This is a genomic window from Roseibium sp. (genome assembly GCF_051016195.1).
GTDB lineage: Bacteria > Pseudomonadota > Alphaproteobacteria > Rhizobiales > Stappiaceae > Roseibium.
Window position 1 is genome coordinate 2714312 of the sequence record NZ_CP134616.1, and the last position, 25595, is coordinate 2739906.

At 60.4% G+C, this 25595-nt stretch carries 23 protein-coding genes; 13 read left to right on the forward strand and 10 right to left on the reverse strand.

From position 1 onward, the window contains the following. Nucleotides 1-7: 7 nt before the first annotated feature. The 5 genes from RDA78_RS12565 to RDA78_RS12585 all read left to right on the forward strand — a co-directional run bounded on the left by RDA78_RS12565 (nt 8) and on the right by RDA78_RS12585 (nt 7106). Nucleotides 8-1375, forward strand: coding sequence for a glutamine synthetase family protein (locus tag RDA78_RS12565; RefSeq protein WP_434055644.1), 1368 nt, complete (start codon nt 8-10; stop codon nt 1373-1375). A 195-nt stretch (nt 1376-1570) separates the two neighbouring features. After that, nucleotides 1571-2959 carry an aldehyde dehydrogenase family protein gene (locus RDA78_RS12570; protein ID WP_434055645.1) on the forward strand — a complete coding sequence of 463 codons (1389 nt, stop codon included), beginning with the start codon at nt 1571-1573 and terminating at the stop codon, nt 2957-2959. Between the two features lie 240 nt (nt 2960-3199). Next, the gene (locus RDA78_RS12575; protein ID WP_434055646.1) at nt 3200-4363 is read left to right on the forward strand and encodes an iron-containing alcohol dehydrogenase; all 1164 of its coding nucleotides are present in this window, start codon (nt 3200-3202) and stop codon (nt 4361-4363) included. A gap of 171 nt (nt 4364-4534) precedes the next feature. Next, entirely contained in the window at nt 4535-5593 is a 1059-nt protein-coding gene (locus tag RDA78_RS12580; protein ID WP_434055647.1) for an OmpA family protein, read from the forward strand. Further along, complete coding sequence (locus RDA78_RS12585; RefSeq protein ID WP_434055648.1) at nt 5583-7106, forward strand: caspase family protein; 1524 nt, start codon at nt 5583-5585, stop codon at nt 7104-7106. The genes RDA78_RS12580 and RDA78_RS12585 overlap by 11 nt, the downstream gene beginning before the upstream one ends. Before the next feature lie 60 nt (nt 7107-7166). Here RDA78_RS12585 and RDA78_RS12590 read toward each other — a convergent pair whose 3' ends face one another. After that, entirely contained in the window at nt 7167-7709 is a 543-nt protein-coding gene (locus RDA78_RS12590) for a carbonic anhydrase (RefSeq protein WP_434055649.1), read from the reverse strand. Nucleotides 7710-7737: 28 nt separating this feature from the next. Beyond that, nucleotides 7738-8838: an NmrA family NAD(P)-binding protein gene (locus tag RDA78_RS12595; protein ID WP_434055650.1), complete on the reverse strand. Its 1101-nt coding sequence runs from the start codon at nt 8836-8838 to the stop codon at nt 7738-7740. A gap of 92 nt (nt 8839-8930) precedes the next feature. On the opposite strand from RDA78_RS12595, the gene RDA78_RS12600 reads away from it, so the two are divergent. Beyond that, nucleotides 8931-9503 (forward strand): TetR/AcrR family transcriptional regulator, encoded by a 573-nt coding sequence (locus tag RDA78_RS12600; protein WP_434055651.1) that lies wholly within the window; start codon nt 8931-8933, stop codon nt 9501-9503. Nucleotides 9504-9974: 471 nt separating this feature from the next. Here RDA78_RS12600 and RDA78_RS12605 read toward each other — a convergent pair whose 3' ends face one another. Together RDA78_RS12605 and rtcR are read right to left on the reverse strand one after the other, a co-directional pair. After that, nucleotides 9975-10487: a hypothetical protein gene (locus RDA78_RS12605; RefSeq protein ID WP_434055652.1), complete on the reverse strand. Its 513-nt coding sequence runs from the start codon at nt 10485-10487 to the stop codon at nt 9975-9977. A gap of 170 nt (nt 10488-10657) precedes the next feature. Then, nucleotides 10658-12244, reverse strand: a complete 1587-nt coding sequence (gene rtcR, locus RDA78_RS12610) for an RNA repair transcriptional activator RtcR (protein WP_434055653.1) — start codon at nt 12242-12244, stop codon at nt 10658-10660. Between the two features lie 206 nt (nt 12245-12450). On the opposite strand from rtcR, the gene RDA78_RS12615 reads away from it, so the two are divergent. Together RDA78_RS12615 and RDA78_RS12620 are read left to right on the forward strand one after the other, a co-directional pair. Next, complete coding sequence (locus tag RDA78_RS12615) at nt 12451-14025, forward strand: vWA domain-containing protein (RefSeq protein WP_434055654.1); 1575 nt, start codon at nt 12451-12453, stop codon at nt 14023-14025. A 992-nt stretch (nt 14026-15017) separates the two neighbouring features. Next, nucleotides 15018-16424 (forward strand): RtcB family protein, encoded by a 1407-nt coding sequence (locus RDA78_RS12620; RefSeq protein ID WP_434055655.1) that lies wholly within the window; start codon nt 15018-15020, stop codon nt 16422-16424. Between the two features lie 22 nt (nt 16425-16446). Here the strand turns inward: RDA78_RS12620 and RDA78_RS12625 are convergent, their stop codons facing one another. From RDA78_RS12625 to RDA78_RS12645, 5 genes are all read right to left on the reverse strand, one after another. Further along, a complete protein-coding gene (locus tag RDA78_RS12625) occupies nt 16447-17649 on the reverse strand; it encodes a multidrug effflux MFS transporter (protein ID WP_434055656.1) in 1203 nt (400 codons plus the stop codon). Between the two features lie 233 nt (nt 17650-17882). Next, on the reverse strand, nt 17883-18359 hold the full coding sequence (locus RDA78_RS12630; protein WP_434055657.1) for a DUF6505 family protein: 477 nt from the start codon (nt 18357-18359) through the stop codon (nt 17883-17885). 4 nt (nt 18360-18363) lie between these two features. After that, nucleotides 18364-19065, reverse strand: a complete 702-nt coding sequence (locus RDA78_RS12635) for a DUF4444 domain-containing protein (protein ID WP_434055658.1) — start codon at nt 19063-19065, stop codon at nt 18364-18366. Further along, on the reverse strand, nt 19062-20153 hold the full coding sequence (locus RDA78_RS12640) for an Mrp/NBP35 family ATP-binding protein (RefSeq protein WP_434055659.1): 1092 nt from the start codon (nt 20151-20153) through the stop codon (nt 19062-19064). The genes RDA78_RS12635 and RDA78_RS12640 overlap by 4 nt, the downstream gene beginning before the upstream one ends. A gap of 7 nt (nt 20154-20160) precedes the next feature. Next, nucleotides 20161-20349 carry a DUF6494 family protein gene (locus RDA78_RS12645; RefSeq protein WP_434055660.1) on the reverse strand — a complete coding sequence of 63 codons (189 nt, stop codon included), beginning with the start codon at nt 20347-20349 and terminating at the stop codon, nt 20161-20163. 92 nt (nt 20350-20441) lie between these two features. Here RDA78_RS12645 and RDA78_RS12650 point away from each other — a divergent pair, with 92 nt between their 5' ends. Then, nucleotides 20442-21206 (forward strand): hypothetical protein, encoded by a 765-nt coding sequence (locus tag RDA78_RS12650; protein WP_434055661.1) that lies wholly within the window; start codon nt 20442-20444, stop codon nt 21204-21206. A 16-nt stretch (nt 21207-21222) separates the two neighbouring features. Here RDA78_RS12650 and RDA78_RS12655 read toward each other — a convergent pair whose 3' ends face one another. Next, nucleotides 21223-23187, reverse strand: coding sequence for a 4Fe-4S binding protein (locus RDA78_RS12655; protein ID WP_434055662.1), 1965 nt, complete (start codon nt 23185-23187; stop codon nt 21223-21225). 194 nt (nt 23188-23381) lie between these two features. On the opposite strand from RDA78_RS12655, the gene RDA78_RS12660 reads away from it, so the two are divergent. From RDA78_RS12660 to RDA78_RS12675, 4 genes are all read left to right on the forward strand, one after another. Continuing rightward, a complete protein-coding gene (locus RDA78_RS12660) occupies nt 23382-23951 on the forward strand; it encodes a DUF3305 domain-containing protein (protein WP_434055663.1) in 570 nt (189 codons plus the stop codon). Then, nucleotides 23948-24634, forward strand: a complete 687-nt coding sequence (locus RDA78_RS12665) for a DUF3306 domain-containing protein (protein ID WP_434055664.1) — start codon at nt 23948-23950, stop codon at nt 24632-24634. Before RDA78_RS12660 ends, RDA78_RS12665 begins: the two co-directional genes overlap by 4 nt. 71 nt (nt 24635-24705) lie before the next feature. Next, complete coding sequence (locus RDA78_RS12670; RefSeq protein WP_434055665.1) at nt 24706-25314, forward strand: TorD/DmsD family molecular chaperone; 609 nt, start codon at nt 24706-24708, stop codon at nt 25312-25314. Between the two features lie 59 nt (nt 25315-25373). After that, entirely contained in the window at nt 25374-25574 is a 201-nt protein-coding gene (locus tag RDA78_RS12675) for a twin-arginine translocation pathway signal protein (protein ID WP_306144906.1), read from the forward strand. The last annotated feature ends 21 nt before the right edge of the window (nt 25575-25595 follow it).

The following is a 25595-nucleotide window of genomic DNA, read 5'->3' on the forward strand; positions in this document are numbered from 1 at the left end:
ACCAAACATGCCTGGCAACCTGACCTTTGACGCACTGAAGACGCTGGTCTCATCCGGCGAGATCGACACGGTGCTTGCGTGTATTGTCGACATGCAGGGACGGTTGATGGGCAAGCGCTTCCACGCCCAGCATTTCGTCGACACCGCCTATGACGAGACACATTGCTGCAACTACCTGCTGGCAACCGATATCGAGATGTACACGGTCGAGGGCTATGCGTCGACGAGCTGGTCGGGCGGCTATGGCGACTACGTGATGAAGCCGGACCTGTCGAGCATCCGCAGGGTTCCCTGGCTCGAAGCCACCGCCATGGTGATGTGCGATGTCCAGGATCATCACACGCACGAGGACGTGCCGCATTCGCCGCGCGCGATGCTGAAGGCCCAGGTTGCCCGGCTTGCCGACATGGGGCTGACGCCGATCATGGCAACCGAGCTGGAATTCTTTCTGTTCGAGAAGAGTTTCGATGAGATCCGCAAGGAAGGCTTCCGCGATCTCGAGCCGATTTCCGGCTACAATGAGGACTATCACATCCTGCAGACAACCAAGGAGGAGGACGTGTTGCGTCCGGTTCGCAACGGTCTCTTCGGCGCGGGAATCCCGGTGGAGAACACCAAGGGAGAAGCTGAAACCGGGCAGGAAGAGCTCAACATCAAATATGCACCGGCGCTCGACACGGCCGAGTATCACACCATCGCCAAACATGCGGTCAAGGAGATAGCCTGGGCGAAGGGACGGTCCGTGTCCTTCCTTGCCAAGTGGCGCAGCGACAAGGTCGGCTCGTCATCTCACGTGCACCACTCGCTGTTCGACAAGAAAGGCAACAATGTCTTCTGCGACGACAAGGCGGAACTCGGCATGTCGGACATGATGCGCCACTATCTTGCAGGCCTGATCAAATACGCTCCGGATTACACCTATTTCCTCGCGCCCTACATCAACAGTTACAAGCGGTTCCAGAAGGGTACGTTCGCGCCGACCAAGACAGTCTGGTCGGTGGACAACCGGACGGCCGGTTTCCGTTTATGCGGTGAAGGCACAAAGGCGCTCCGGGTCGAGTGCCGGATCGGCGGATCGGACCTCAATCCCCATCTCGCGCTCGCCGCACTGATCGCAGCGGGTATCAAGGGACTGGAAGAAAAACTCCCGCTCGATCCGCCGACCACAGGCGACGTCTACGAGAACCGCAGGGCCAAGGAGATCCCGCATACCCTGCGGGATGCGCGCGAAACGCTGCGCAAGTCGAAGTTCCTGCGCGAGGCTTTTTCCGATGGAGTGATCGACCACTATGCGCGCGCGGCGGAATGGGAAATCGAGGAGTTCGACCGGGCCGTCACGGACTACGAAATCGCCCGGGGTTTCGAACGGGCCTAGGAATACGGAGGGTGCCCTGCGCTACCACCCTTCATCCTGAGGAAGCGCGCAAGCGCTGTCTCGAAGGATGGGAGGCAGGGTCCGGACAAGAGACCCGTCCTTCGAGACGAACCTGCAGGTTCGCCTCGGGATGAGGGCGCTTTCAAAAGCAACGTAATCGGAGAAACCTCGCAAAGAGGATGTAGTGAGGCAACAATGTCAGATGTGATCAAGCTGGTCTCGCCCGTTGACGGGTCGGTTTATGCAGAGCGTCCTGCGCTGGACGAGGTCGCCGTTGAAAAGGTCGTGTCGGCTGCCCGAAGCGCTCAGGCCGGTTGGGCGGCAACCCCGATTGCCGAACGCGTTGCCCTGTGCTTGAAGGCACTCGATGCGCTGAAGGCGATGAACGACGAGGTCGTTCCGGAACTTGCCCGGCAAATGGGCCGGCCCGTCCGCTATGGCGGTGAACTCGGCGGCACGATCGAGCGCACCGAATATTGCGCCTCCATCGCAGCGGATGCGCTGGCTGATATCGAGCGGACCGACAAACCGGGCTTCAAGCGTTACCTGCGGCGGGTGCCGCTCGGCATCGTCATGGTGATCGCGCCCTGGAACTATCCGTTCATGACGGCCATCAACACGATCATGCCCGCCCTGATGGCAGGAAATGCCGTGGTGCTCAAGCATGCCGCACAGACGCTGCTGGTCGGTGAGCGCCTTGCACAGGCCTTTGAAACGGCGGGTCTGCCCAAGGGGGTTTTTCAGAATATCGTGCTGACGCATTCAGGCACCGAAAAACTGCTCGGGTCCGGTCTGATCGATCATGTCAATTTCACCGGTTCCGTTGCCGGTGGCCGGGCAATCGAAAAGGCGCTGGCGGGGACGTTCGCAACGCTTGGTCTTGAGCTTGGCGGCAAGGACCCGGCCTATGTGCGCGCCGACGCCGATCTGGATTATGCCATCGGAAATCTCGTCGACGGCGCATTCTACAATGCCGGGCAGTGCTGCTGCGGTATCGAACGCGTTTACGTGCACGAGAGCCAGTTCGACAGGTTCGTGGACGGGTTTGTCGATCTGACGAAGCAGTATCAGCTCGGCAACCCGCTGGATGAGGCGACGACGCTGGGCCCGATGGCGCAGGCCCGGTTCGCGGCCTGGGTGCGCGAGCAGACCGATGAAGCGCTGCGCAAGGGCGCAAAGGCACACATCGACGTGACCGCGTTTTCGGAAAACAAGGACGGCACGCCCTATCTGGCACCGCAGGTGCTGACCGATGTGAACCACCAGATGTCGGTCATGCGCGAAGAGAGCTTCGGGCCTGTCGTCGGCATCATGAAGGTGAAGGACGACGAGGAAGCGCTGCAGTTCATGAACGACAGCCCTTACGGCCTGACCGCGTCGATCTGGACCGAGGATGTTGCCGCTGCCGCGCAGATCGGCGACAGGATCGAGACCGGCACGGTTTTCATGAACCGCTGCGACTATCTTGACCCGGCCCTGGTCTGGACCGGCGTCAAGGAAACCGGCAAGGGCGCCGCGCTTTCGGAGATCGGCTTCCACAATCTGACACGGCCGAAGTCGTTCCATTTCCGCGTGGAGCATTGAGGCAAGAGCAAAGATACAGTCACATTTAAATTCTCCGAAATGCCCTCCCGGTCGTGCCACAGTGGACGGCCGGGATCCAGTGGCCGGAAACGGCTCATGCAACGACGATGGCTTAGACCGAAGCACGCTGGATCCCTGCCTGCGCAGGGATGACAAACCGGAGGAAAGGGAACCGCTCCGTGCAACCGCGCGAACAGCCGGTTTGATGAACGTCATTCAATTCGCAAACACGAGATCCCCATGAGTACACTTCCCAACGTCAACTGGTCCTATCCAACGTCCGTCCGTTTCGGCGTCGGACGCATCAAGGAGTTGCCGGATGCCGTAAAGGCTGTCGGCATGACCAATCCCCTGCTTGTGACAGACCCTGGCCTCGCGAGACTGCCGATGGTCGCCGATGCCATTGCGGGTCTTGAGGCCGCGGGTCTGTCGGCAGCCGTCTTCTCCGACGTCAAGCCGAACCCGGTCGACAGCAACATCTCCGCCGGTGTCACGGCCTTCAAGGCCGGTGGGCATGACGGGGTCATTGCCTTCGGCGGCGGTTCGGGGCTCGATGCAGGCAAGCTGATCGCGTTCATGTCCGGCCAGACGCGACCGATATGGGACTTCGAGGATATCGGCGACTGGTGGACCCGGGCGGATTCCAACGGGATTGCCCCGATCATCGCGGTACCGACAACCGCCGGAACCGGATCCGAAGTCGGCCGGGCGGGCGTTGTGACGAACGAGGCGACCCACACCAAGAAGGTGATTTTCCATCCGAAGATGTTGCCGGAAATCGTCATCTGTGATCCGGAACTTACCGTCGGGATGCCCCGCTTCATCACCATCGGAACCGGCATGGATGCGCTGGCGCATTGCCTGGAAGCCTATTCGGCGCCCATGTACCATCCGATGTCGGAAGGCATTGCCCTGGAGGGCATGCGGCTCGTGTTTGAAAACCTGCCGAAAGTTGCCGCAGACGGTTCCGACCTTGAAGCGCGCGGCCACCTGATGAGCGCTGCCGCCATGGGCGCCGTCGCGTTCCAGAAGGGGCTCGGCGCGATCCATTCGCTGTCCCATCCGGTCGGTGCGCTCTACGACACCCACCACGGCATGACCAACGCGGTTTTCATGCCTTACGTGCTGCAGTTCAACAGGCCGGCGATCGAGCAGAAATTCGAACGGCTTGCCGGATTCCTGGGGATCGCGGGCGGTTATCAGGGCGTGCTCGATGCCGTGCTGAAACTGCGTGATGATCTCGATGTGCCGCACACGCTTTCTGGTCTGAATGTCGACGACGGCAAGCGCGACCTGATCGCCGAGATGGCCATCGTCGATCCGACGGCGGGTGGCAATCCGGTCCAACTTACGAAAGACGGTGCACTCGGGATCTTTGACAAGGCACAGCTAGGCACGGTCTGACCGCTTACTAAGAGCGCGTGGAAAAGTCCCCTTTCTTCGCGCAATTCCGCACATAAGATCGCCGGTCACTTGTGCGGAACATTGCATTGAGCCTTTGGCGTTGTAAGACTAACGTAACGAATACGCCCTTAGGGTAGCGCCGACGCCAGATTGAAGTGAGGGGACCTGATCATGACGGTTGCGCGGGTTGTTTTGTCATTCCTGTGTGTGGCCTGTCTTGCGTTCTCTGTACAGACAGCGACCGCGCAGGGCAGCATTTTCGAACCGGGCTGGACGCTCCAGCCTGACGCTTCGACCGTTCGCTTTCAGTCCGTGAAGAACCTCACCAAAGTCGAGAGTAGCGGGTTCGTTCAGTTTCAGGGAAAGATTGATCCGGATGGCGCCGCCGAAATCCGGATCTTCCTGGATTCCGTCGATACCAAGATCGACCTCAGGAACGTGCGGATGCGTTTCCTGTTTTTCGAAACCTTCGAGTTTCCGGAAGCTGTGATTTCCACCACAATCGATCCGGCTGCGCTGGCCGATCTTTCCAAACTCAGGCGGAAGATCATTCCGCTCACCTTCGATCTCCAGCTGCATGGCGTGACCAAGTCGCTTGAAACAGAAGTGGCGGTGACATTGGTGGGCGAGGACATTGTGGCGGTTTCTTCGACTGCGCCCATTTCAATCGCAACCACCGACTTCAATCTGGATGGCGGCATCAAGAAGCTCGAAGAAGCGGCGAATGTCGCCATTGTCCCGTCCGCGACGGTGACCTTCGACTTCCTGTTCTCCAAGAATGCAGGCGCGCAGGTCGTGGCAGAAGCGAAACCTGAGGTGACGGAGGCCGCAGCCACGGCCATCGAACCGGAAGGCAACCTGAACGAGGAAGCCTGCAAAGGGCGTTTCGAGATCCTGTCGCGCACGGACAATATCTATTTTGCCAGCGGCAGTGCCCGGCTTGATGCCAGGAGCGCGCCGCTTCTCGACAGCCTGGTCGATATCATTCAGCGTTGCCCTGATCTCAGGATCGAGGTCGGCGGTCATACGGATAGCGACGGCAGTTCTGCGGGTAACCAGCGTTTGTCCGAACGCCGCGCCGCGGCAGTTGAAGACTATATCTCCGCGAAGAACGTTTCCGCGCTGCGCATTTCCAGCGTCGGATATGGCGAAACCAGACCGGTTGCCTCCAACGACACACCTGACGGCAAGCGCCGCAACCGCCGTATCGAGTTTAACGTTGTCGAATAAGACCAAAATTCGCTGGGCCCTGCTTTTTCTTCTTCCTCTGCTGTTCCTGTTTTCCCAGGCGCAGGCGGACGACGACGACAGCGATGATCCTCGTCTGGCGCTGGTCGTCGGCAACTCGGCTTACACGCATGTGACACCGCTCGATAATCCGAAGAACGATGCTGTGCTCATGGCTGAATCGCTCGAGGCGGTCGGGTTCGACGTCATGCTTGTAACGGATGCTTCGCGGGATGAACTCACGCGGGCCATTGCCGACTTCGGACGAAAACTGCGCGATGCGGACGACGACGCGACAGGTCTCTTCTACTACGCAGGGCACGGCGTGCAGTCCTTCGGCGCGAACTTCCTGCTTCCGGTTGATGTCAATCTGTCCGACGCTGCCGATCTCAGCCTGGTCGCCGTGCCGGCACAGGCGTTGCTTCGGCAGATGTTCTCGGCAAGGAACCAGACCAACATCGTGATCCTCGATGCCTGCCGCGACAATCCATTCGAAGCCATTCCGGACCTCAACGAGAACGGTCTTGCGGAAATGAAAGCGCCGCGCGGCACCTTCCTGGCCTATTCGACGGGACCGGGCGAAGTCGCCCTTGACGGCGTGGGTGCCAACAGTCCCTTCACCGGTTCGCTTGCGCGCCGGATGTCGGCCCCCGGCGTTCCTATCGAGACCCTGTTCAAGAATGTGCGCCGCGATGTCCTGGAAGCAACCAATGGGGTCCAGACCCCTTGGGACACGTCCTCGATGACCGCGAACTTCCAGTTCGTGCCGGCCGTCATGCCGTCGCCCGCGGAAATCCAGGAGCGCCAGCTCTGGGAAACGGTCAAACTGAGCAAGGACCCTATCCAGGTGATGCTATACCTGCGCGCCAATCCTGAAAGCCGTTTTGCCGGCGAGGCGCGCTCGCTGCTGCAGGATCTCGTCTCCAGCGAAATGCAGGAAACCGCGTCAACCAGTGAACCCGAAGTCCCGGCGCAGGCACCGGTTTCCGTTGATCCCAGCGATACGGAACGTGAGCTGATCGAGGCTGCCCGGCAGGCGGGCACAGCCGAGGCCTACAAGGACTACCTGGACACCTTTCCGGACGGCCATTTTTCCGAACTCGCGCGCCTGGAACTTCAGACGATCGAGCAGAACGAGCCACGGACAGATCCTATATCGGAGCCGGTCGTTCCGGTCGCTCCGGAACCCGAGGTGACGGCGGGAGATGCTTCCGGCGCGCTCCCGGACGTCGTCGCCTTCAACACCCCGCTCGGGACGGGTGATCCGGATCTCGCGACGCGGAGCATTTCCGATCTGATTTCCGCGAGCCCCCGCTTTCCTCCGATCGAGGGGTTGCCCGAGGCCGCCTGGAAAGACAAGACATGTGCATCCTGTCACCAGTGGGAGCAGGCGAACCTGTGCACCCAGGCCCAGACCTACATGAACGACCAGACGCGGGCCCTGACGAAGGAACATCCGTTCGGCGGTGTCTTCAAGCAGTTGCTTCGGATCTGGGCCGAAGGCGGATGCCAGTAGGACGCCTGGCGGGCCTTGCGCAGATCGTCCGGATGAAAGCCACCCTGATTGCCGACCCTCTCAGCGCGTACGCAAAGCAGCCAGCTTCCGGGGTGAAACAATCTCGCGCGCGCGGCCCGTCTCGACGTCATAGAGCAGTGCGGAGACCTTGAGCCCGTCGGGGATCCCCGGCGCATCTGCCAGCCTGTCGATGTCACGTTCAAGGTCCGTCTCCTGGTCGAAGATCGCGGAATTCGATACGTCGATCCCGAGCTTGCCCTGAAGCGCATGGCGGAACTCCGGATTGGCAAAATTCTGGGCGCCGCATTGGGTGTGCTGCATCAGCACAACATTGAATTCCGGGTCCGGGTTCCCGGTCATTTTGCCAACCATGAAGGCGAGGGTTGCGATTTCATCGATCACTGCCGGTGTGACCCGACCGCCATTGTTGCGCAGGACAACGGCGTCCCCCAGTTCGAGACCCAGAACATGGGCCGGGTCAACCCTGGCGTCGATACAGGTGAGGATCAAAGTGCCGAGCTTCGGCAAGATGGGGAGATCTGCGGCTTCAAAACGATCCGCGAAGCGGTTGTTTCGCTCCAGTATGGCTGTGTTGTCGGTCATGGTTCCGTGTTCCTCCGGTTTCCTAAAATCAGGCGACTTTTGCAGGTGCTGAAACGGGCATCGCCGGCACATGGGTTGCCGTCCACTCAGGCGTGTCCTGGCTGAACGTCGGGTTCATGAGCCGGACATGGTCCCGCTGTGACTGAATGCGTTCGAGGTCGAGCGCCGGCGTCAGAAGGATCTTGAGAAAACCGGTGAAGGCACGCACCGTGGCCGGGACACTTTTCCTGAGGTCCGGGCGGGTTGCGACTGTCCGGCGCACGATATTCTCGAAACTTTCCGGAGCCTCGCCTGTCAGCTTCAGGACGTCGCCGGTCGGCGCGTTGACTGCGAAAGTGCCGCGCCGGTATTCCTCCGCATAGATCGCGAGTTGCGATACAGCGGCTTCAGAATAGTTTGACGGCGGCAGGGCGCGCAGCGCTTTGGTCATCATCTTCTCTGATATGTCCATGTACCTGACGCGCCGCCCGAGTGCGCGTCCCATTGCAGCGGCAATGTCATTCGGAGACAGCAGCTCCGGGCCGGTCGGGCGATAGCTCCTGCCCGCATGCGCCTCCGGATCGGTCAGCGCCGCCACGGCGACAGCGGCGATGTCCTCGTTCGATGGCGGTGCGTTTTTCTTTTCATTGCCCGGTCCGAGCGGCATTGTGAACAGCCCCAGATGGGCCGCCATGTCGATGACCATCAGATAGTTGTCGGCAAACCATCCCGGATCGACCGAGGTGACACTCATGCGCGGAGACAGGCGGATCAAGGCGTTGGAGAGATACACCTCTCGTGTAAACAGCGACGGGTGGTCGGAGGAGGTGAGCCATTGACCGAGCGTGACCACATGCTCGAGCCCCGCCTCGTTTGCGGCAACCGTGAAAACTGCATTGAAATGCAATCCGTTGGGAGCCGTCGGTGCACACTGGTAAGCACGCTGCACCCCGTCCATCGCCTCGCGCATATCCGACAGGGAATATTGATTGCCGACGAAGATATCCGCGCCCGCGCGCTCCAGCAAGGCCGAGCGGCTGTCACGCCTCCTCACAAATGCCCTGACCGGATAACCCTTTTCGCGGAGTTGCAGAGCGGTTGGGAGCCCGGTCTTGCCGGCTGCGCTGGTAACAAGGATCTTCGGTTTCACGAGGAGACTTCCTTTATAGATGATGATTGTAATCTAAAAATATAGATGATAGATGAAATCTATATTGTCAAGTCCCGTGGAGAACCGCGCCTATGCCGAGAATGTCGGAAGCCGAAAAGCGTAAGTCACACAAAAGGATATTGGAGAAGGCTGGCGAGATTTTCCGTCAGCGCGGTGTCGAGACGACCAGCGTGTCCGACGTCATGCAGGCCGCAGGACTGACGCATGGCGGGTTCTATCGGCATTTCAAGTCGAAGGACGAACTTGTGGCAGCAGCGTTCAAGACGGCGGTGGATGATGTCTTGAACGGGATGGAGGCAGCTGACAGTGAGGAGCAGAAGGCGGCCGCCCGGCGCGACTACATCGCCACCTACCTGTCGCTATGCCACGTCGGCAGCAGGAAGGACGGGTGTCCCCTGGCAGCGCTGGCAGGGGACCTGAACAGAGGGGCTCCTGACGCCCGCCGCGAAGGACATGACGCCCTCCGGAGAACAGCGACGCAACTCACGCCCGGGGACGACCCGGCCCAGGGAGTTGCAACGCTGGCCCTGATGCTGGGAACCGTTACGCTCGCGCGGCTGGCGGACGAGGACAGCAACGCGCAAGCCTTGCTCGATGCGGGGCAGAGGGGCGTGGAACTGATCCAGAACGACTGGCCTGAGTGAGGGGTACGGCGGACGTGGAGAAACGGATGATCTTTGGTGATCTCTCGTTTTGTTGGCGTGCAGTCTTCATCCTTCGAGACCGGCGCTCTCTGCGGGATAAGAATATTTTGTAAGTGTGAGGTTCAGTTCAGCGAGTAATCCGAGTTTGTCGTCCCGGTTTGCCGCATAAGCGGTAAGACCGGGATCCAGTATTCCATGTGGCAGGCAAATGACATCGTTGGTGAGGCTGGAGGTTACTGGATCCCTGCCTTCGCAGGGATGACAAGAAAAAGATCAGGCGTTGGTTCCTGAAAGGTCCAGAATTTACCTCGCAGCCCTTGCAACAACAGTTGTTGCCCATCGCTTCGTTTTCCGCGCATTTCACGGGCACTTCGAACCAGGCCCCTAAACGAAAAAGCGCGCCACCAGGTGGCGCGTTCTTTTCAGGTGGGCGTAGGCCGCCCTTATAGTTGGACTTCCTCTTCTTGTTATTCAGGCGTTCTGTTGTTTTTCGATCAGGTGCAGCATGGCGACCATGACGATGCCGTAGAGAACGTGACCGATCAGGGCAACCCAGACGATGCCGGAGAAGTTCAGGAAGAACGGCAGACCTGCGAGAGAGGTGATGCCGCCGATGGCGAAGACCCAGAGACCGAAGCCGTAGATCGCGGACGGGATGAACCAGTGGGTGTTGCCGACGGCGCGCTGCCACAGCGGCGCGAAGATGAACATCCAGCCGATCGGGTAGCCGATCAGTCCGACGACATAGAAGTGAACGAAGTATCCGGCGAATGCATTGTTGGGGAGCCCGAGGCTGCCGAGCAGGCTCTGTGCCAGGCCATGCGGGGAGAGCTTGGCAAAACCGAGTGCCGGGCTGATCACCTGACCCCAGAGGTCGAATGCGACCGTGGCGAAGAAACCCGAGACAAACATCAGTCCGAGCGTTGCGAAGTTGATGGTTGGCAATGCGCCGACCAACCTGTTTTCAGAAGTAAGTGTCATCATGTTCATTAGCCTTCCAGGTTACAGATCTTGTTGCGCCCTTGATTTAGGAAGGCCGTCGGTAACTTGCATTCAACTGCGTGTTCCCCGTTCTGACGTTTATTTCAACGTCCGCTCGCGCGTTTTCACGCGGACGCGATCTCGCCGTTACGCACTCTGCGATGATTGAGGCTCTAACTTTCTTGTGCTGTTACATCGGCCCAGGTCAGGCCGAACCGGTCGAGATATTTCTTGAGGCGGTCGGCGTCGTTGCGGCTGGTTCGTGTTGCGCGCGAGGCCGCGAACAGCGTTCGGCCTGCCGCACTCAAGGTCGGGCTCTTGCGACACACACGGATGACGTAGGCCAGTTGCACCTTGTCGAAGGCGTCGATTTCCGTGATCCTGTCGCCGACGAGATCCTGCAGCAGAACGTCGTCGGGGTTCACTTCGGCGCTTGCCCACTGGCGCTCCAGCGCCTCGACCTCCTGCTGCACAAGCGACAGCGTGATACGCCCGCGCGGTGCCAGTGTGCACAAGCGCTGGACCGAAGCGCCGAGGTCGCGGAAATTGCCGGGCCATGGCGTTGCCGGGGACGCGGCAAAATCCAGGTACCGGGAGCGTGCGTCAGCATTGAAGCCGACCCGGTTGCCGAGCAGTTTCTCGGACCTGTCGAGTTCAAACTCTATGTTTGGTTCGATGTCCTCGCGCCTTTCGGTCAGTGACGGCAGCCGGAAAGTCCAGAGATTCAGTCTTGCGTATAGATCCGGCCGGAACCTTCCTTCCGAGACGAGTTGCCCGAGATTGCGGTTGGTTCCCGCGATCAGCTGGAAGCGGCTGGTAATCTCGTGATCGGAGCCGACCGGCAGAAAGCGGCCGGTCTCGACGGCGTGCAGGATCATCGCCTGCTCGTCGAGGCCAAGTTCGTTGATTTCGTCCAGAAACAGGACCCCGCCGTCCGCTTCGCGCAGCAGCCCGCGCCGGTCCGGGCTGCCGGTGCCCATCGACCCGCGGCGATGACCAAAGAGACTGGACATGGCCCGCTCGCCTTTCAGGGTGGCGCAATTCACGTGAACGAGCCGGCCCTTGACCCTGCGCCGCTGGAGCTTCAGTTCGTAAATGCGTTCGGCCAGTTCGCTTTTGCCCGTGCCTGTATCGCCGAGCAGCAGAAGTGGGGCGTCGGTGTTGGTGGCGACCAGTTCGATCCGTTCGATCAGGCCGTTGAAGGCCGCGTTCCGTGTTTCTATGCCCGCCTTCAAAAGCGCGTTGTATTCCTCGGCAACGAGATCAAAGCGCTGCTGAAGGGCGTCGTAGCGGGAAAGATCCAGATCAACGATGTTGTACTGGCCGGCGATGTCGCTGTCCTCGCCGCGCGGTGGAGAGGTCTGCACCAGCTTGGCCGGAACGTGGCGGGACTCGGTCAGAAGGAACCAGCAGATCTGGGCAACGTGCGTGCCCGTCGTCAGGTGGACGAAATAGTCCTCGCGGTCCTCGTCGAAACCGTAGTCCCGCGCGAAGTCGAACAGGGCACCATAGACCTCCTGAAAATCCCAGGGGTCGCGCATGTCCACCTGTTGCAGCAGCACTTCGGTTGCAGGGCTGGCGTCCTCGATCTCGCGTTTGACGTTTTGAGCCAGGCGATGATGGGCCCTGTCATACAGCAACTCCAGGCGATGCACCGGAAAGCGGCCATGCTGCGTCACGGCGATCGATGGCCGCCACCGGCGCTTCTTGCCTGCGTCCAGTTGGGTACCCAGAAAGCCGATAACGACGTTCTTTTTCAACTTGCCTATCCAATTGTATAAAGCACTATTCTCTCATATAAGATTATTTCTGCCTAGAAATGTCAATATCTTTGAAAACTTATATTTTTCAGATACTTATGACTATTTTTTTTTTGTTTTGCGATGCGCCGGGTGCGGTCATTCTCTGTCTCGACACAGACATCAACCCAAACGCCTTGAAAGGCGCGGATTTGAGGAGAGAGAAAATGGCGAACAAATCCCTGTTTGCATCTCGGCGCGGGCGCTTTTCCGGCAAAGCCGACGCCAGGAACCTGGCGGGTGGCAAGGCCTATACTTACGAGGACCGTCACAAGCTGGCTCAACTGGCAGCGACAGGATCCATCGGCAATACGTTTTATCAGTCCGCCGATCTCGAACTGGAGGCGGTTCTGAAAACAGCCGATAAGGTTCCGGATGACTTCCTGGCAAGGACGGCCGTCTATGCCCGTCAGAAAGGCAGGATGAAAGATCTGCCGGCCCTGTTGCTGGCGATGCTGGCATCGCGCGATGTGGGCCTGCTTGCCAAGGCGTTTCCGCATGTGGTCACCGACGGCAGGATGCTGCGAAACTTCGTTCAGATCATGCGTTCCGGGCAGACCGGACGAAAGTCGCTCGGCACACGGCCGAAGGCGCTCGTTCGCGGATGGCTGAATGCGGCAACAGTATATCAGCTGCTGCAGGCCTCGATCGGCAACGATCCGTCGCTGGCTGACGTCATCAAGATGGTGCACCCGAAGCCGCGTGATGCAGAGCGAGATGCGCTGTTCGCATGGCTGATCGGAAAGCCGTGTGACGTCGAAAGGCTGCCGGAACAGGTCCGTGCCTATGTGGCGTTCAAGGAGAACCCGAAAGGCCAGGCACTGCCGGATGTCCCGTTCCAGATGCTGACGCATCTGCCTCTTTCCAGGGAAGACTGGACGCAGATGGCGGAGCGCGGGACCTGGAACATGGTGCGGATGAACCTGAACACCTTCCTGCGCCACGGTGTCTTTGACGGTGCGCGGTTCGAAAAGACGCCGGCTGTGCGTCTGGTGGCGGATATCCTGAAGGATCCGAAGCGGATCAGGAAGGCACGTGCCTTCCCGTATCAGCTGTTGACGGGTTTTCAGGCCCTGTCGGACGAAATGCCTGCCGAGATCCGCGAGGCAATGCATGAAGCCATGGAGATCTCGGTCGCCAATGTCCCGGCCCTGAAGGGCCAAGTGGTCGTGTGCCCGGATGTCTCCGGTTCCATGGCGTCGCCGGTGACCGGTTACCGAAAGGGTGCGACGACCGCAACGCGCTGCGTTGATGTCGCTGCCCTGGTCGCTGCGGCGGTGCTGCGCCGAAACCGCGGGGCCACGGTCCTGCCGTTCGAAGTCAAGGTGCGGCCGGTCAAGCTGACCGGGCGAGACACTGTGATGACCAACGCCCGAAAGCTCACCGAGCAGTGGGGCGGCGGAACGAACTGTGCAGCACCTCTGGCGTGCCTGAACGCCAAGTGCCGTGCCCCGGATCTGGTCATCCTGGTTTCGGATAACCAGTCCTGGGCCGGGATCCAGGCGGGCCATCAGACCGGCGTGATGCGTGAATGGGAAACGCTGAAAAGGCGTAACCCGGACGCAAAGATGGTGTGCATCGATATCGCGCCTTACGGGACGACCCAGGCCAAGTCGCGGCCGGATATCCTCAACATCGGGGGCTTCTCCGATGCGGTGTTCGACCAGATCGCGGCCTTTGCCAAGGGCACCATGAATGCCGACCAGTGGGTTGGCGAGATCGAAGCGATCGATCTCGATTGACACCAGGATGCGCGGCGGACGGACCGTCTGCCGCGCTCGCAAAGAGACTTGGCGGATGCCGAAGGAACTACATTGCTCCACAAAGGGAACACGTCCGAGCGGGTTCGACTCCCCTCCGGATCAGCGGAGATTCAATCGGCACCGATGGAATCTCCGCAAGCTGATCGGTCTCAAGGGGACGATCAGTTTGCCTGGGCTCCTTCGAGCGCAGGATGATCGATGCACGCGCTCTCGGGCTTGAGCGGGACTCCCGGGGTTTCTTCATTCTTGCCGCCGCATCTCACCAAGGAATTGAACCGGTCAGGGCGAATGCCTGCAGAACTACATCGACTATGAATCGCCAGGTTGCGGGTTCGAATCCCGCCGCTGCAACCAACTGATGCAGCGTAGCTCAACGGATAGAGCAGGAGTGTTTTGCACCCACCTTGTCGCCCTGACCGGGCCGACTTTTTCAGCCGGACACGGACCGGCGCAAAAACGAGAGGACGAATTGACGATCAATCGCGGCGGATGCCGGCAGGACTACATTCTTGACCATGAGTGTCCTGTCATCTCTCGCCGCCGCACCGGAAAATACGGTCAGGGCGAATGCCCGCAGAACTACATCGACTCATAATCGCCGGGTTGCGGGTTCGAGTCCCGCCGCTGCAACCAAGTGAGGCAGCGTAGCTCAATTGGTAGAGCAGGAACGTTTTGCACCTTGTTGTCGCCCTAACCGGCAACTGATTTAAAATTGGCAACTGAACGCGGTGCTGCCGCGATATCGGGGATGCCGGCAGGAATACAGGTAGACGCCTTCCGGCACGGCCGGGAGGGGAGGCGCGATAGCGTTTCCCGTGCCAGTTCAAGTCTGGCCCGGAGCAGTCCGGTGGCGGAATGAAGATCTTGCCTGACCTTGCCCCGCACAGCCTGGCGGATGCCGGCAGAAGTGTTGTTCAATGCAACGCGTCCTGCCGCCGCTTGCCGCCAGGCGGGTATGAAGGAAGAAGACGATGACGATTGAAACGGAAACAACGACCCTGACCAGCGCGATGCTGAGTGCATGGGGTCACGAAGAAGGCAAGGCCTTCGGTGCCGCCCTCAGGGACGGCCAGGCCGCGCTTGACGAAGGCACGTCGCTGGAGACCGTGCGGCAGATGCTGGAAAGCTACAAGCCGGATCCGGTCCTGCCGCTGGCTGCCTCGGGAGCAAAGCCGTTTCACGTCAACCTGGACGCGGAAGGCGAAGACGAAGAGGAGAACCTGAAGGCGGTCAAGCATCACATGACCGAGCTGATGCGCACACCGACGGTTGAAGCGGGTGCGATCATGCCGGATGCCTGTCCGGCCGGTCCGCTTGGAACCATTCCGGTTGGCGGTGTGGTGGCAGCGCGCGGTGCGATCCATCCGGGGATGCACAGTGCCGATATCTGCTGCTCGGTGATGATGACCGAGTTCGAGGATGCCGACCCGAAGGCGGTTCTGGATGCGGCGCATTCGGTGACCCATTTCGGCGGCGGCGGGCGTGCCAACGGCAAGCGTTTCACCATGTCGATGAGCGTTTATGACCAGTTCCGTGAGAACCGGTTCCTGAATAACCCGAAGATCCTGCGTTCGGCGCAGGAGCACCTGGGAACCCAAGGCGACGGCAACCATTTCCTGTTTGTCGGCGTCTCCAGGAAGACCGGCAAGACCGCGATGGTGACCCATCACGGATCTCGCGGACCGGGCGCACTGCTTTACAGGATCGGCATGAGCATTGCGGAAAAATACCGCAGGAAGCTGTCGCCGAAGACGCTGAAGCAGAATGCCTGGATCCCGTCGGAGAGCGAGGAAGGGAAGGCCTATTGGGACGCGCTGCAGTTGATCCGCAAGTGGACCAAGGCCAACCACAACGCGCTGCACCAGGCAACGGTCGAGGCGAGCGGTGCGAGCCACTCGGACCGTTTCTGGAACGAGCATAACTTCGTGTTTGAACGCGATGGCTTGTTCTACCACGGCAAGGGGGCAACGCCCGCCTGGGACGGATATGCGTCCGACGCGACCGGCCTGACGCTGATCCCGCTGAACATGGCGGAACCGGTTCTGGTCGTGCGCGGCAAGGATGCCGGTCATGCGCTTGGGTTCTCCCCGCATGGTGCGGGGCGCAACTTCTCGCGCTCCGAGCACAAGCGCCGTTCGCTCGGCAAGACGCCGGAAGCGATGCTGAGGGAAGAAACGGAAGGTCTCGACATCCGCTTCTTCGAGGAGAAGATCGACGTCTCCGAACTGCCGTCCGGCTACAAAAAGGCGGACGCGGTCGTCGCTCAGATCAAGAAATACGGTCTGGCCGAAATCGAGGACTACATCGATCCGTTCGGCTGCATCATGGCCGGCGATATCGAGCCGTTCTGGAAAAAGAAGAAAGGGGCAAGGCGGTAAGCCGCCTTGCCCGGGCATTGCACTAGTGCGATGCCTGAGGCCCGGTCCCGGCGCTTCGCTCCAGGAGCAGGGCTGCGAAGGCCGCCGCCAGCCCGACAGCGGAACTCGCCAGCATTAGTGCAAGCACGGTAACCGGCTGATCGCCGGTGCCGACGGCAATGCCCGCAAGGCTCGTCAGCGCTGCACCGCCGGCCAGCGCCAAAGCGCCGACGAGCCCGGCGGCGCTCCCGGCAAGATCCGGCCTGACCGACATTGCCCCGGTGTTGCTGCCCGGCATGGTGATGCCGTTGCCGATGCCGACGAAAATCGTGCCTGCGAAAAAAGCGAACGGGGACGATCCGCCGACAAGAAAGACCAATAATCCGATCGAGAGTCCGGTGCACGCGGTCAGCCGGCCGATCAGCATCATTGCCGGCAACGAAATCCGCGACGAAAACTTGCCCGCAAGAAAACCGCCCGCCGAAAACCCGACCGTGATGCTGCCGATCAGAAACCCGAGTTCTGCAGTGGTCACTCCAAAGGAGGTGGTCGCAACCAGCGGCGCGCCTGCCAGAAAAATGTAGAAGGCGCCCACCGTGAAGGTCGAACAGACGGCATAGGCGCAAAAGCGTGGATCCTGGATGAGCGCGAGGATCGCGCGCGTCATCGGCTGATCGCTTTCCTGCCGCTCCGGCCTGGTTTCGCCCAGGTCGACCCAGCACAAGGCAAGGATCAGCACCCCGCAGGTGGCGTAAAGGTAGAAGTTCGAGCGCCAGCCGAAAGCGGTGTCAAGCAAGCCACCAAAGACGGGACCGAGCATTGGGGCGATGGCCATGCACATGCTGATGTAGCCGATGAGGCCCGCGGCCTGCTGCGGCGGGTGCGTATCGCGCACGATCGCCATCGACAGCGTGTACCCTGCCGTGATGCTTCCCTGGAGCATGCGGAAAAACAGGAAGACCCAGATGTTTTCCGCCATCGCGCAAACAAAAGACGAAATGCAGAAAATCACGAGCGCGACCAGCAGGACCGGGCGGCGGCCGAACCGGTCCGCAAGGGGGCCTGCGATCAACTGGATGACTGCGGTGGTCGCGAGATACCCGGCGATTGCCACGCTCACCAGCGCGTAGTCCGTCTGAAGATCCTCGGCGATGTGTCCAAGGGACGGCAGGAACATGTTCAGCGACAGCGGCGAAAACGCGGTCAGCAGAATGATCGTGATGAGATGCGGCGGTGTACGGGCCAAGGGTTTCTCTGGTCTGGTCGGGTCAAAAAAAATGCCCCCGTACAAGGCCGGGGGCACATGGAAAACGGCAGGGACAGCCGCTATTGCTCCATGCGCTCATGTCTCACCACTGTTTGAATATGACGTGTCATCCGGTGCCTCCGAACAAGAGACTAGTCGGCCACAGCGCCGGCGGCAAGGCAGTCGTTCGGGCTGATCCGGCGTTCAGTTGCGGCTGCCGGGCTGTCTGGAACCTATTGCATGTCCCCATGCATGGCGACGAGATCCAGTTCCGCTGCCGGGGCCTCAATGGCGCTGTAGCTTTCCTTCACGCCTTCTTCGGAAAGCTCCCGGTGGACGGCGAGCAGCATGTTCTCGTCGTGTTCGGAACACAAGTCGGCCATGTAGCGGAGTTCGTCCTCGGCAACGCCTCTTGCCGCATCGACCGAGGGCGCTCCATAGACCTCGACGAAATGGCGCGCCAAATTGTCGACCAGTGTGGAGAATTCGTCTTCGCTGACCGGCGTGATGGCGACGAAAGTGACGCGTCCGAAGGTCTCCAGACCCAGCCAGCCGTTGGAAAAGGCCTGCCGGGCCTTGCCGACAAGGTCGGCTTCGGTCCAGTCGGAAAACTCGAAGCCTCCCGAAAGACACCATTCACCGGTTCTGGCCGGGGAAAAGTAGACGTTGCGGTCGCTGTCATCCATATGGATCGCACGGGCCAGTTTCATGAGGTCAGGTCTCCAGTCGGCTCGAAAGCGGGATCAGGGTTGTCTCGTCCCCGGTTCTGAGCAGCATTCCGAAATTCTCGTCCACCCCGACGAATGTTCCGGACTTTCCATCGATCTCTATCGGTTCCCCGAGGGTTGGCACAAGGCCGCGCCAGTCGGCATGAACGGGGCGCAGCCCCTCGTCGAGCCAGCGATTGATCCAGTAAAGGCTGTGACGTACCCAGGCTTCCAGAAGACCGTCCGGGGTGACTTCAGCGCAGCCTTCCTCCGAGAGATAGGTCGTGTCGGCATCGGTGCCCGGGTTTTCGGTTGAACTGGTCATGTTGAGTTCGAGGCCGAGAACCAGCCAGTCCGGAGTTTCCTCAGGGTTTGCGGTGGACGCCTTGAGGCGCATGCGTCCGCAGACAGCGCCGTTTACGCGGATCGTGCCGTCCCATTCCAGATGGACGGCGACCTCCGGCGGGGCGAGCGCGCCGAGGGCTGCCTGAAACCCGAGGCCGCAGACGGGCAGGGTCGCCATGGCTTCTTCCAGTGGCACTTCCGGGGTAAAGATCAGGCTGGCTTTCAGCGAGTCGCCCGAAATATTGTAGACGACCGTGCCCGCATCCGTACCGGTGATCGCAAGAGCCAGCGCCCGATCAAACGGATCGGCAGGACCGGTCAGAGCTTCTCCCTGAAACATCGGCGGGAACTGCAGATCGCTCACGCGTGCCCCTCCGCAACGAGATTTTTCGCCAGCGTTCTGAACACGCCCGCTTCGGGTGCGTCCGGATTTTCAACCGCGATCGGCGTGCCGCCGTCTCCCGCGAGACGGATGTTCAGATGCAGCGGAACTTCGGCAAGGAGCGGCACGCCCAGCTTTTCCGCTTCAGCGGCAACACCACCATGTCCGAAAACATGTTCCTCGTGACCGCATTTGGAGCAGATATGCGTCGACATGTTCTCGATCATGCCGATGATCGGCACCTGCATCTGCTGAAACATGTCTATGCCCTTGCGGGCGTCCAGAAGCGCAACATCCTGTGGCGTCGACACGATGATCGCTCCATCGACGATGAATTTCTGCGACAGCGTCATCTGGACATCACCGGTTCCGGGCGGCAGGTCGACGATGAGAATGTCGAGCGCGCCCCACTGAACCTGGCTCATCATCTGCTGAAGCGCGCCCATCAGCATCGGGCCGCGCCAGACGACTGCCTGGTCCCCGGATGTCATCAGTCCGATCGAAATCAGCGTAACGCCGTGATTGCGCAGCGGCAGGATCATCTGGCCATCGGGCGACGTCGGACGCCCGGAGATGCCGAGCATTTTCGGCTGCGAAGGGCCATAGACATCCGCGTCGAGTAGACCGACCTTGCGCCCATCCGCCGCGAGCGCACAGGCAAGGTTTGCCGCCACTGTCGACTTGCCGACGCCGCCTTTGCCGGAGGCAACGGCAACGATCCTGTCTATCCCGGGGACACGCTGCGGTCCTGACGTTCCGGGAGGCGCGGGACGCGGCTTGATGGGCGTTGGTTCGCTGGGTTTGGGCGCCTCGGCAGCCTTTTCCGAGTGGGCCGTCATGATGATCTGGACGTTGCCGGCACCCTCGAGTTGCGAGAGGCACGATTCGGCCTCGCTCTTCAAGGCCTCCATCTCGTTCATGCGGCCGGCGTCGATTTCCATGACAAAACGAATTGTGCCTTCACCGATCTGGAGCGCGCGCACCATCCCGGACGCGACGATGTTTTCGCCGGTTGCCGGGTCCTTGACGGACTTGAGTGAATTTAGGACCGTTTCCCGCGTCAGTGACACGACGTGTTTACCCCTCGATCTCGCCATTTACCTCGTGCTCAAGGCCGATTTCCTCAATCGTGACGACAGCCTTGACCTTGTATTTCTTGCCTTCCGAAGCACCGGCTTTCCTGACCGCATCCTCGATAGCCTGCTGGGATGTCACGCCGACCTGTTTCAGGAATTTGCGCATGGACATGTTGAATTCGTCGCTCATCTTAACCTCTCTATAAGCAGCGTGTGAATTGACGGCTGAATGATTTCCCCCCTAACCTAACGTGTTTTGTCAGCAACGTGAGGGAGGAGCGCGTGTGCTGCCGTTTTTTGATTGCAGTCCTGTTCGGACTGTTTCTAGTCGCAGGGCCGGGCGCGACGGGCGAGGCATCTGCAAAGACATTCCGCCTGGGTGCACCGGACGATCTTGTGGCGTCCGGTTTCCTGAAGCACCTGTTGCCGCGATTTTCGCTCAAGACCGGTATCCGGATTGAAATCGTACCGGAGAGCGGGCCCGCGGAGGCTGCCTTTTCGACCTCGAACGCGGGGACGCCTGCCTTTTCGGGCATCGGCAAAGACTGGTTCCTGGTGATCGCGGATGACGGCAATGAGCATGTTGCCCGCTTTGAGGAGTGGCTGACCAGCGACGTCGGCAAGAACACGATCACGTCATACAAGCCGGCGGATGGCCAAGTTTTCGCGGCCGCGGTTGCCAAACCGAAAGAGGCTGTTTCGGAGGCGATTGCAGGCGACGTGGTGTCCGGCGAGAAACTCGCCGTCGTCCATTGCGGTCGCTGCCACATGGTGAACGAGGCGACGCGGCTGACCACGATCGGGTCTTCGCCGTCCTTTGCCGTCATGCGGAGCTTTTCAGACTGGCGCGCGCGTTTCGAGGCGTTCTTTGCCCTCAATCCGCACCCATCGTTTACGCAGGTGGATGGGGTGACTGAACCATTTGACATCAGCCGGCCGTCTCCGATCGCCCCGGTGGAGATCACGCTGGACGATCTGGATGCGATCCTTGCATTCGTCTCGCGGATACCGCCCGCTGATCTGGGCGCGCCGATCCAGTACCAGTGATCACGTCTCGGCTTGGTCAATGGTCGCGCCGCTTGCTGATATAGTCGTCAGTGGTGCGCACCTTCGGCCGTTCTCCCATGGCGAAGGGATTGTTTTCCGAATGGTAGACCGCGTTCACGCGGCAATCGTCGCACATCTGAATGAGCTTGGCGGCCTTGTTGTCCTTGAACATGCCGTGCTTGCCGGCGAGCTTCTCGGTCATCCGCTCCACCATTGAGCGCACGCCGAACGGCTTGCCGCACTCGATGCATTCAAAGGGTTCTTCTTCTTTCAGAACGATCGGCGTGAGCGCTTCGTCCGCAAGGTTCAGGCGCGGGTTCAGCGAAAGCGCGCTCTCCGGGCAGATATTGGTGCAGATACCGCATTGAAGGCACGCATCCTCCTGGAAACGCAGTTGCGGCATATCCGGGTTTTCCTTCAAGGCGCCGGAGGGGCAAAGCGAAACGCAGGACAGGCAGAGCGTGCAGCTGTCCAGGTTGATGTCGAGCGCGCCATAGGGGGCTCCGGCAGGAAGCGTGATCGGCTCTTCGCCGGTGTTGAGCGCCTTGGCAGCGAGCCGCGTGACCTGCCGCCGCGAGCCCACGGGCAGGATGGGCTGAACCTGAGCCGCCGCAGATGCGTCCTGGCGCAACAGCTCATCGAGCTGATCGGGATCCGTCGGCTCGATCAGGCTGATCCGATCGCCGCCGGCGATGGCGGCACCCAGTTCAGCCTGGAAGGGCAGGCCGTCCTTTTCGGTGCCGGGCGACAAGAGCAGGATCACCGAGTTGAACCCGCTGGCCAGTGCGGCCAGCATCTCGGCATGGCCGAAGCCCGCCAAGGCTGCAGTTTCGAGCGGAATGACGTCGCTCGGAAGGCCTTTGCCGTAGCGCGCGCTCAAGCGGATCATGTCCAGGCCATGGCTTGCATCGTGGACCAGAAGGCGCGGGCTGCCTGTGCCGAGCTTGCGCCAGGTCGATGCGAGTGTCTGAATGCGCTTGAAGACATGGTCCGCCGGCGGCGCGTCGTAGGAAATCGCGCCTGAGGGACAGACGGCGGAACAGCTGCCGCATCCGGCGCAAGTCATGGCGTCCACGGCGACGTGATCGCCGGCCGGGGTGATCGCCCCTGTCGGACACAGGTTCAAACAGCGGGAGCAGCCAGGCTTTTGCGCGCGCGAGTGTGCGCACAGGTCTTCATTGACTTTGACATAGATCGGCTTCTCGAACGTTCCGATCAGTTGCGAGGCTTCCATGAGAACCCTGGCGCGCGCTACAGCGCTGCCGGGGTCTGCGCGCAGATAGCCTTCGCGCTTTTCGGGTGCCGGGACCAGCGGCTGGGATCCACGGCGCAGATCCACAATGATGTCGCATTCGGTTCTGCCGCCGTCGCGGGGCTCCGTCCAGTTGAACGCGCCGCGGCCGCCGGGAATGCGCTCCTGGAGGGCATCGAACGAGAGTTTGAATTCGCCAAGTGCGCCGGTGGCACCCTTGATCCGACCACGGACGATGTCGAATCTTCGGTCGTTGGAGATCGGCAGCTCAGCCTCGGGAGCAAGAAGCACGGTGACGCTCAGTGTCTCGCACAGGAGATCTGCCGCCTCGACGGCATCCTCCGTGTCACCGAGAATGATACATGTTCCAGCAGAGGAGATATCCACGACCTTTTCGCCCGGGTGCGGCAGGAGCGAATCGGCAATCAGGGCCGCCATCTTCGCGCTGGCATCGCTGCCGTCGTTCCATCCGGCGCGGTCACGCAGGTCGACGAACAGCGGTTCGTCGGCCTCGATGTCTGCGGCGATTTCCTGAAAGATGCTTTGTTCCTGTCCGCAGGCGATCATCGCATTTCCGGAGCGGATCGCGTCCTCGGCAATGCCGGCCTCGGCCCTGCAGAGTTCCGAGTATACTCTCGAACAGGAAACGCCGGACGCTTCCTCCAATTGTTCCGCGTCGATCGCCTGGCTCTTGCGGCAATCGCACAGCAGAAGCTTCAAATCTGTCATTCTTGTTGCGTCCTCTCCCAGGACCGCCGCTTCCGGATTCTCCCCTCCGGATTCGCGCATGTCCGGTACCATAACAAGGGCGGATGTCGCATCAGGTCAAGTTCGACTTCCGCCGGACTTGAAATTTCTCAAAGTTGCTACAGCATGTAAGGAAGAAATGCGGTTGATGAACCGCGGGTGGGAGGAAGTCCGCAGTGACAGTTGAAAAAACGCGATCGATGCCGGTTGGCGTCGTCGTCAGACGGTTGCCGGGCGTGACAAGGTGGCAGAAGTGGAGCTGGCGTCCAGTCTCGCTGCTGCCGGGTGCAAAAGCCGCCGACTGGGAAGTGATGCGCCAGGAAGGCGATGCCGTGGAATACCACGCGGCGACGCTGAATCTGGAGCTCTACCGGACCGATACCGAAGCCTATCTCACCGCTCTTTCGGACAAGGTGCCATCGATTTACGTGATCATGCGCCCCGCAGAGGAAGTCGATCGCGATGTGCCGATGGACGTCATGCTGCTCACGGCGTCCGCCTACGAGGGACAGGACTACGCCGATACCAGCGACGTCATGGTCGAAAAGGTTCCAATGCCCCCCGGGCTGATCGCCTGGATACGCGATTTCGTCGAACTGCACCACGAGGACGAGATCTTCATTAAGCGCAAGCGCGACAAGAAACGGATCGACCTGAAAGAAGACGGGATCGGGGATGCCCGCATCCGCCAGATCAGCGACGTTTACCGCGCGCCCAGCCGCAAGCCGAAGGATACCCTGCAATGAGTGGCGGCAGTCAGGACGAGACCGGCGGTGATTTCTGGTCGCGCCGGAAAGCGGCTGTCCGCAAGGCGGAGGAAGCCGAACAGGTCAAGGAGGAGGCCGCGCTGGCGGCAGAGGAACAGGCTGCACTCGCAGAAAAGAGCGACGAGGACATCCTGGAGGAACTCGGGTTGCCCGATCCGGAGACCCTGACGAAGGGAGACGACTTTTCCGGGTTCCTGTCGGCAACCGTGCCCGATCGGATCCGGCGGCGCGCGCTCCGCAGGCTCTGGGGCCTCAATCCGGTTCTGGCGAATCTCGATGGCCTCGTCGATTACGCCGAAGACTATACCGATGCGGCGACCGTCGTGGATAACCTCCAGACCGTCTACAAGATCGGAAAGGGCATGCTGGAGCAGTTCAAGGAGGTTGAAGAGAAAATCTCCGAAACGCCAGGGTTGAAGCCTGAAAATCTTCCCGAAAAAGAAAACCTTTCAGAAGAAAACGAAAATCCCGAAGAAAATGTTGCGGCGCACAATGATTCTGTTGAAAATGAAGAAACATCTGTGCAATTGACGCAAGCAGACAACGTCCTGCAATCTCGTGAAAAGCATGAGAGCGCTGCAGAATCGCAAGAAATGGAAGCCGAAAAAGTTGAGTTCGACTTTCAAGTAACGCGACGGCGCTTGCGGTTCGACTACAGTTGATACTAAAGTTGAATGTAAGAGGCGCGCCAAAAAGGTGACACTGGCCAGCGCACGAGGGAGGAAGATCGCGGATGTCCGCAGCGGTCACGGAATACGTCATCGATCCTGAAGATCAGGCTCGATCAGAACTCTATGATTTTATTGGACTGTTGCTGGTGAAGCCAGCAGACACCTCCCTTTTGAAGCAGGTCTCGGGTCTCACGTCTGATGACACAACGCTTGGCAACGCGCTCGGCGTGCTGGCCAAGGTCGCTTCCGTTACTTCGGCAGAAACCGCAGAACGCGAGTTCAATGCCCTGTTCGTGGGGCTCGGGCGCGGCGAACTTCTTCCCTATGCAAGTCACTACCTGACCGGTTTTTTGAACGAGAAGCCACTGGCCAACCTGCGCGCGGACATGGCGAAACGCGGGATCGGACGCTCCGACGGCACGCACGAGCCGGAAGACAACATCGCCTCGCTCATGGAAATGATGGCGGGCATGATTGTCGGCCGCTTCGGCAAGGTCACATCCGTGGCGGAGCAGAAGCAGTTCTTCCAGGATCACATCGAGCCCTGGGCAATACACTTTTTCGCAGATCTTGAAGCATCGAAGACCTCCGTGTTCTACGGGGCCGTCGGTGCCTTGGGACGGCAGTTTATGGAGATAGAGGCCGAGGCCTTCGGTATGCTGCCGAACTAAAGTTCACGTTGGCAATTTAAGCGGCCGTCGGCCGCTGCAAGGAGAGGAGGATTGCAACGATGAAAAAGCCCGATCAAGCGGTGCCCCGTGAGGGTTCTGGCCGCCGGGACTTCCTGAAACTGGCGGCCCTGTCGGCCCCTGTAGCCGTGGCCGCAACAGCGGTTTCCGGCACCGCTCAAGCAGCGGAAGTGGATCTCACATCCGAAAAAATGCAGGACACAGCGCACACACGCGCCTACTTCGACAGCGCCCGGTTCTGACCGGACCCTGAACTTCACACC

Excerpts from the sequence above, each read along its gene's own strand:
- RDA78_RS12565 (WP_434055644.1), top strand. The coding sequence starts at position 8 with ATGCCTGGCAACCTGACCTTTGACGCACTGAAGACGCTGGTCTCATCC.
- RDA78_RS12570 (WP_434055645.1), top strand. The coding sequence starts at position 1,571 with ATGTCAGATGTGATCAAGCTGGTCTCGCCCGTTGACGGGTCGGTTTAT.
- RDA78_RS12575 (WP_434055646.1), top strand. The coding sequence starts at position 3,200 with ATGAGTACACTTCCCAACGTCAACTGGTCCTATCCAACGTCCGTCCGT.
- RDA78_RS12580 (WP_434055647.1), top strand. The coding sequence starts at position 4,535 with ATGACGGTTGCGCGGGTTGTTTTGTCATTCCTGTGTGTGGCCTGTCTT.
- RDA78_RS12590 (WP_434055649.1), bottom strand. The coding sequence starts at position 7,709 with ATGACCGACAACACAGCCATACTGGAGCGAAACAACCGCTTCGCGGAT.
- RDA78_RS12600 (WP_434055651.1), top strand. The coding sequence starts at position 8,931 with ATGCCGAGAATGTCGGAAGCCGAAAAGCGTAAGTCACACAAAAGGATA.
- RDA78_RS12605 (WP_434055652.1), bottom strand. The coding sequence starts at position 10,487 with ATGATGACACTTACTTCTGAAAACAGGTTGGTCGGCGCATTGCCAACC.
- RDA78_RS12615 (WP_434055654.1), top strand. The coding sequence starts at position 12,451 with ATGGCGAACAAATCCCTGTTTGCATCTCGGCGCGGGCGCTTTTCCGGC.
- RDA78_RS12620 (WP_434055655.1), top strand. The coding sequence starts at position 15,018 with ATGACGATTGAAACGGAAACAACGACCCTGACCAGCGCGATGCTGAGT.
- RDA78_RS12630 (WP_434055657.1), bottom strand. The coding sequence starts at position 18,359 with ATGAAACTGGCCCGTGCGATCCATATGGATGACAGCGACCGCAACGTC.
- RDA78_RS12645 (WP_434055660.1), bottom strand. The coding sequence starts at position 20,349 with ATGAGCGACGAATTCAACATGTCCATGCGCAAATTCCTGAAACAGGTC.
- RDA78_RS12655 (WP_434055662.1), bottom strand. The coding sequence starts at position 23,187 with ATGACAGATTTGAAGCTTCTGCTGTGCGATTGCCGCAAGAGCCAGGCG.
- RDA78_RS12665 (WP_434055664.1), top strand. The coding sequence starts at position 23,948 with ATGAGTGGCGGCAGTCAGGACGAGACCGGCGGTGATTTCTGGTCGCGC.
- RDA78_RS12670 (WP_434055665.1), top strand. The coding sequence starts at position 24,706 with ATGTCCGCAGCGGTCACGGAATACGTCATCGATCCTGAAGATCAGGCT.
- RDA78_RS12675 (WP_306144906.1), top strand. The coding sequence starts at position 25,374 with ATGAAAAAGCCCGATCAAGCGGTGCCCCGTGAGGGTTCTGGCCGCCGG.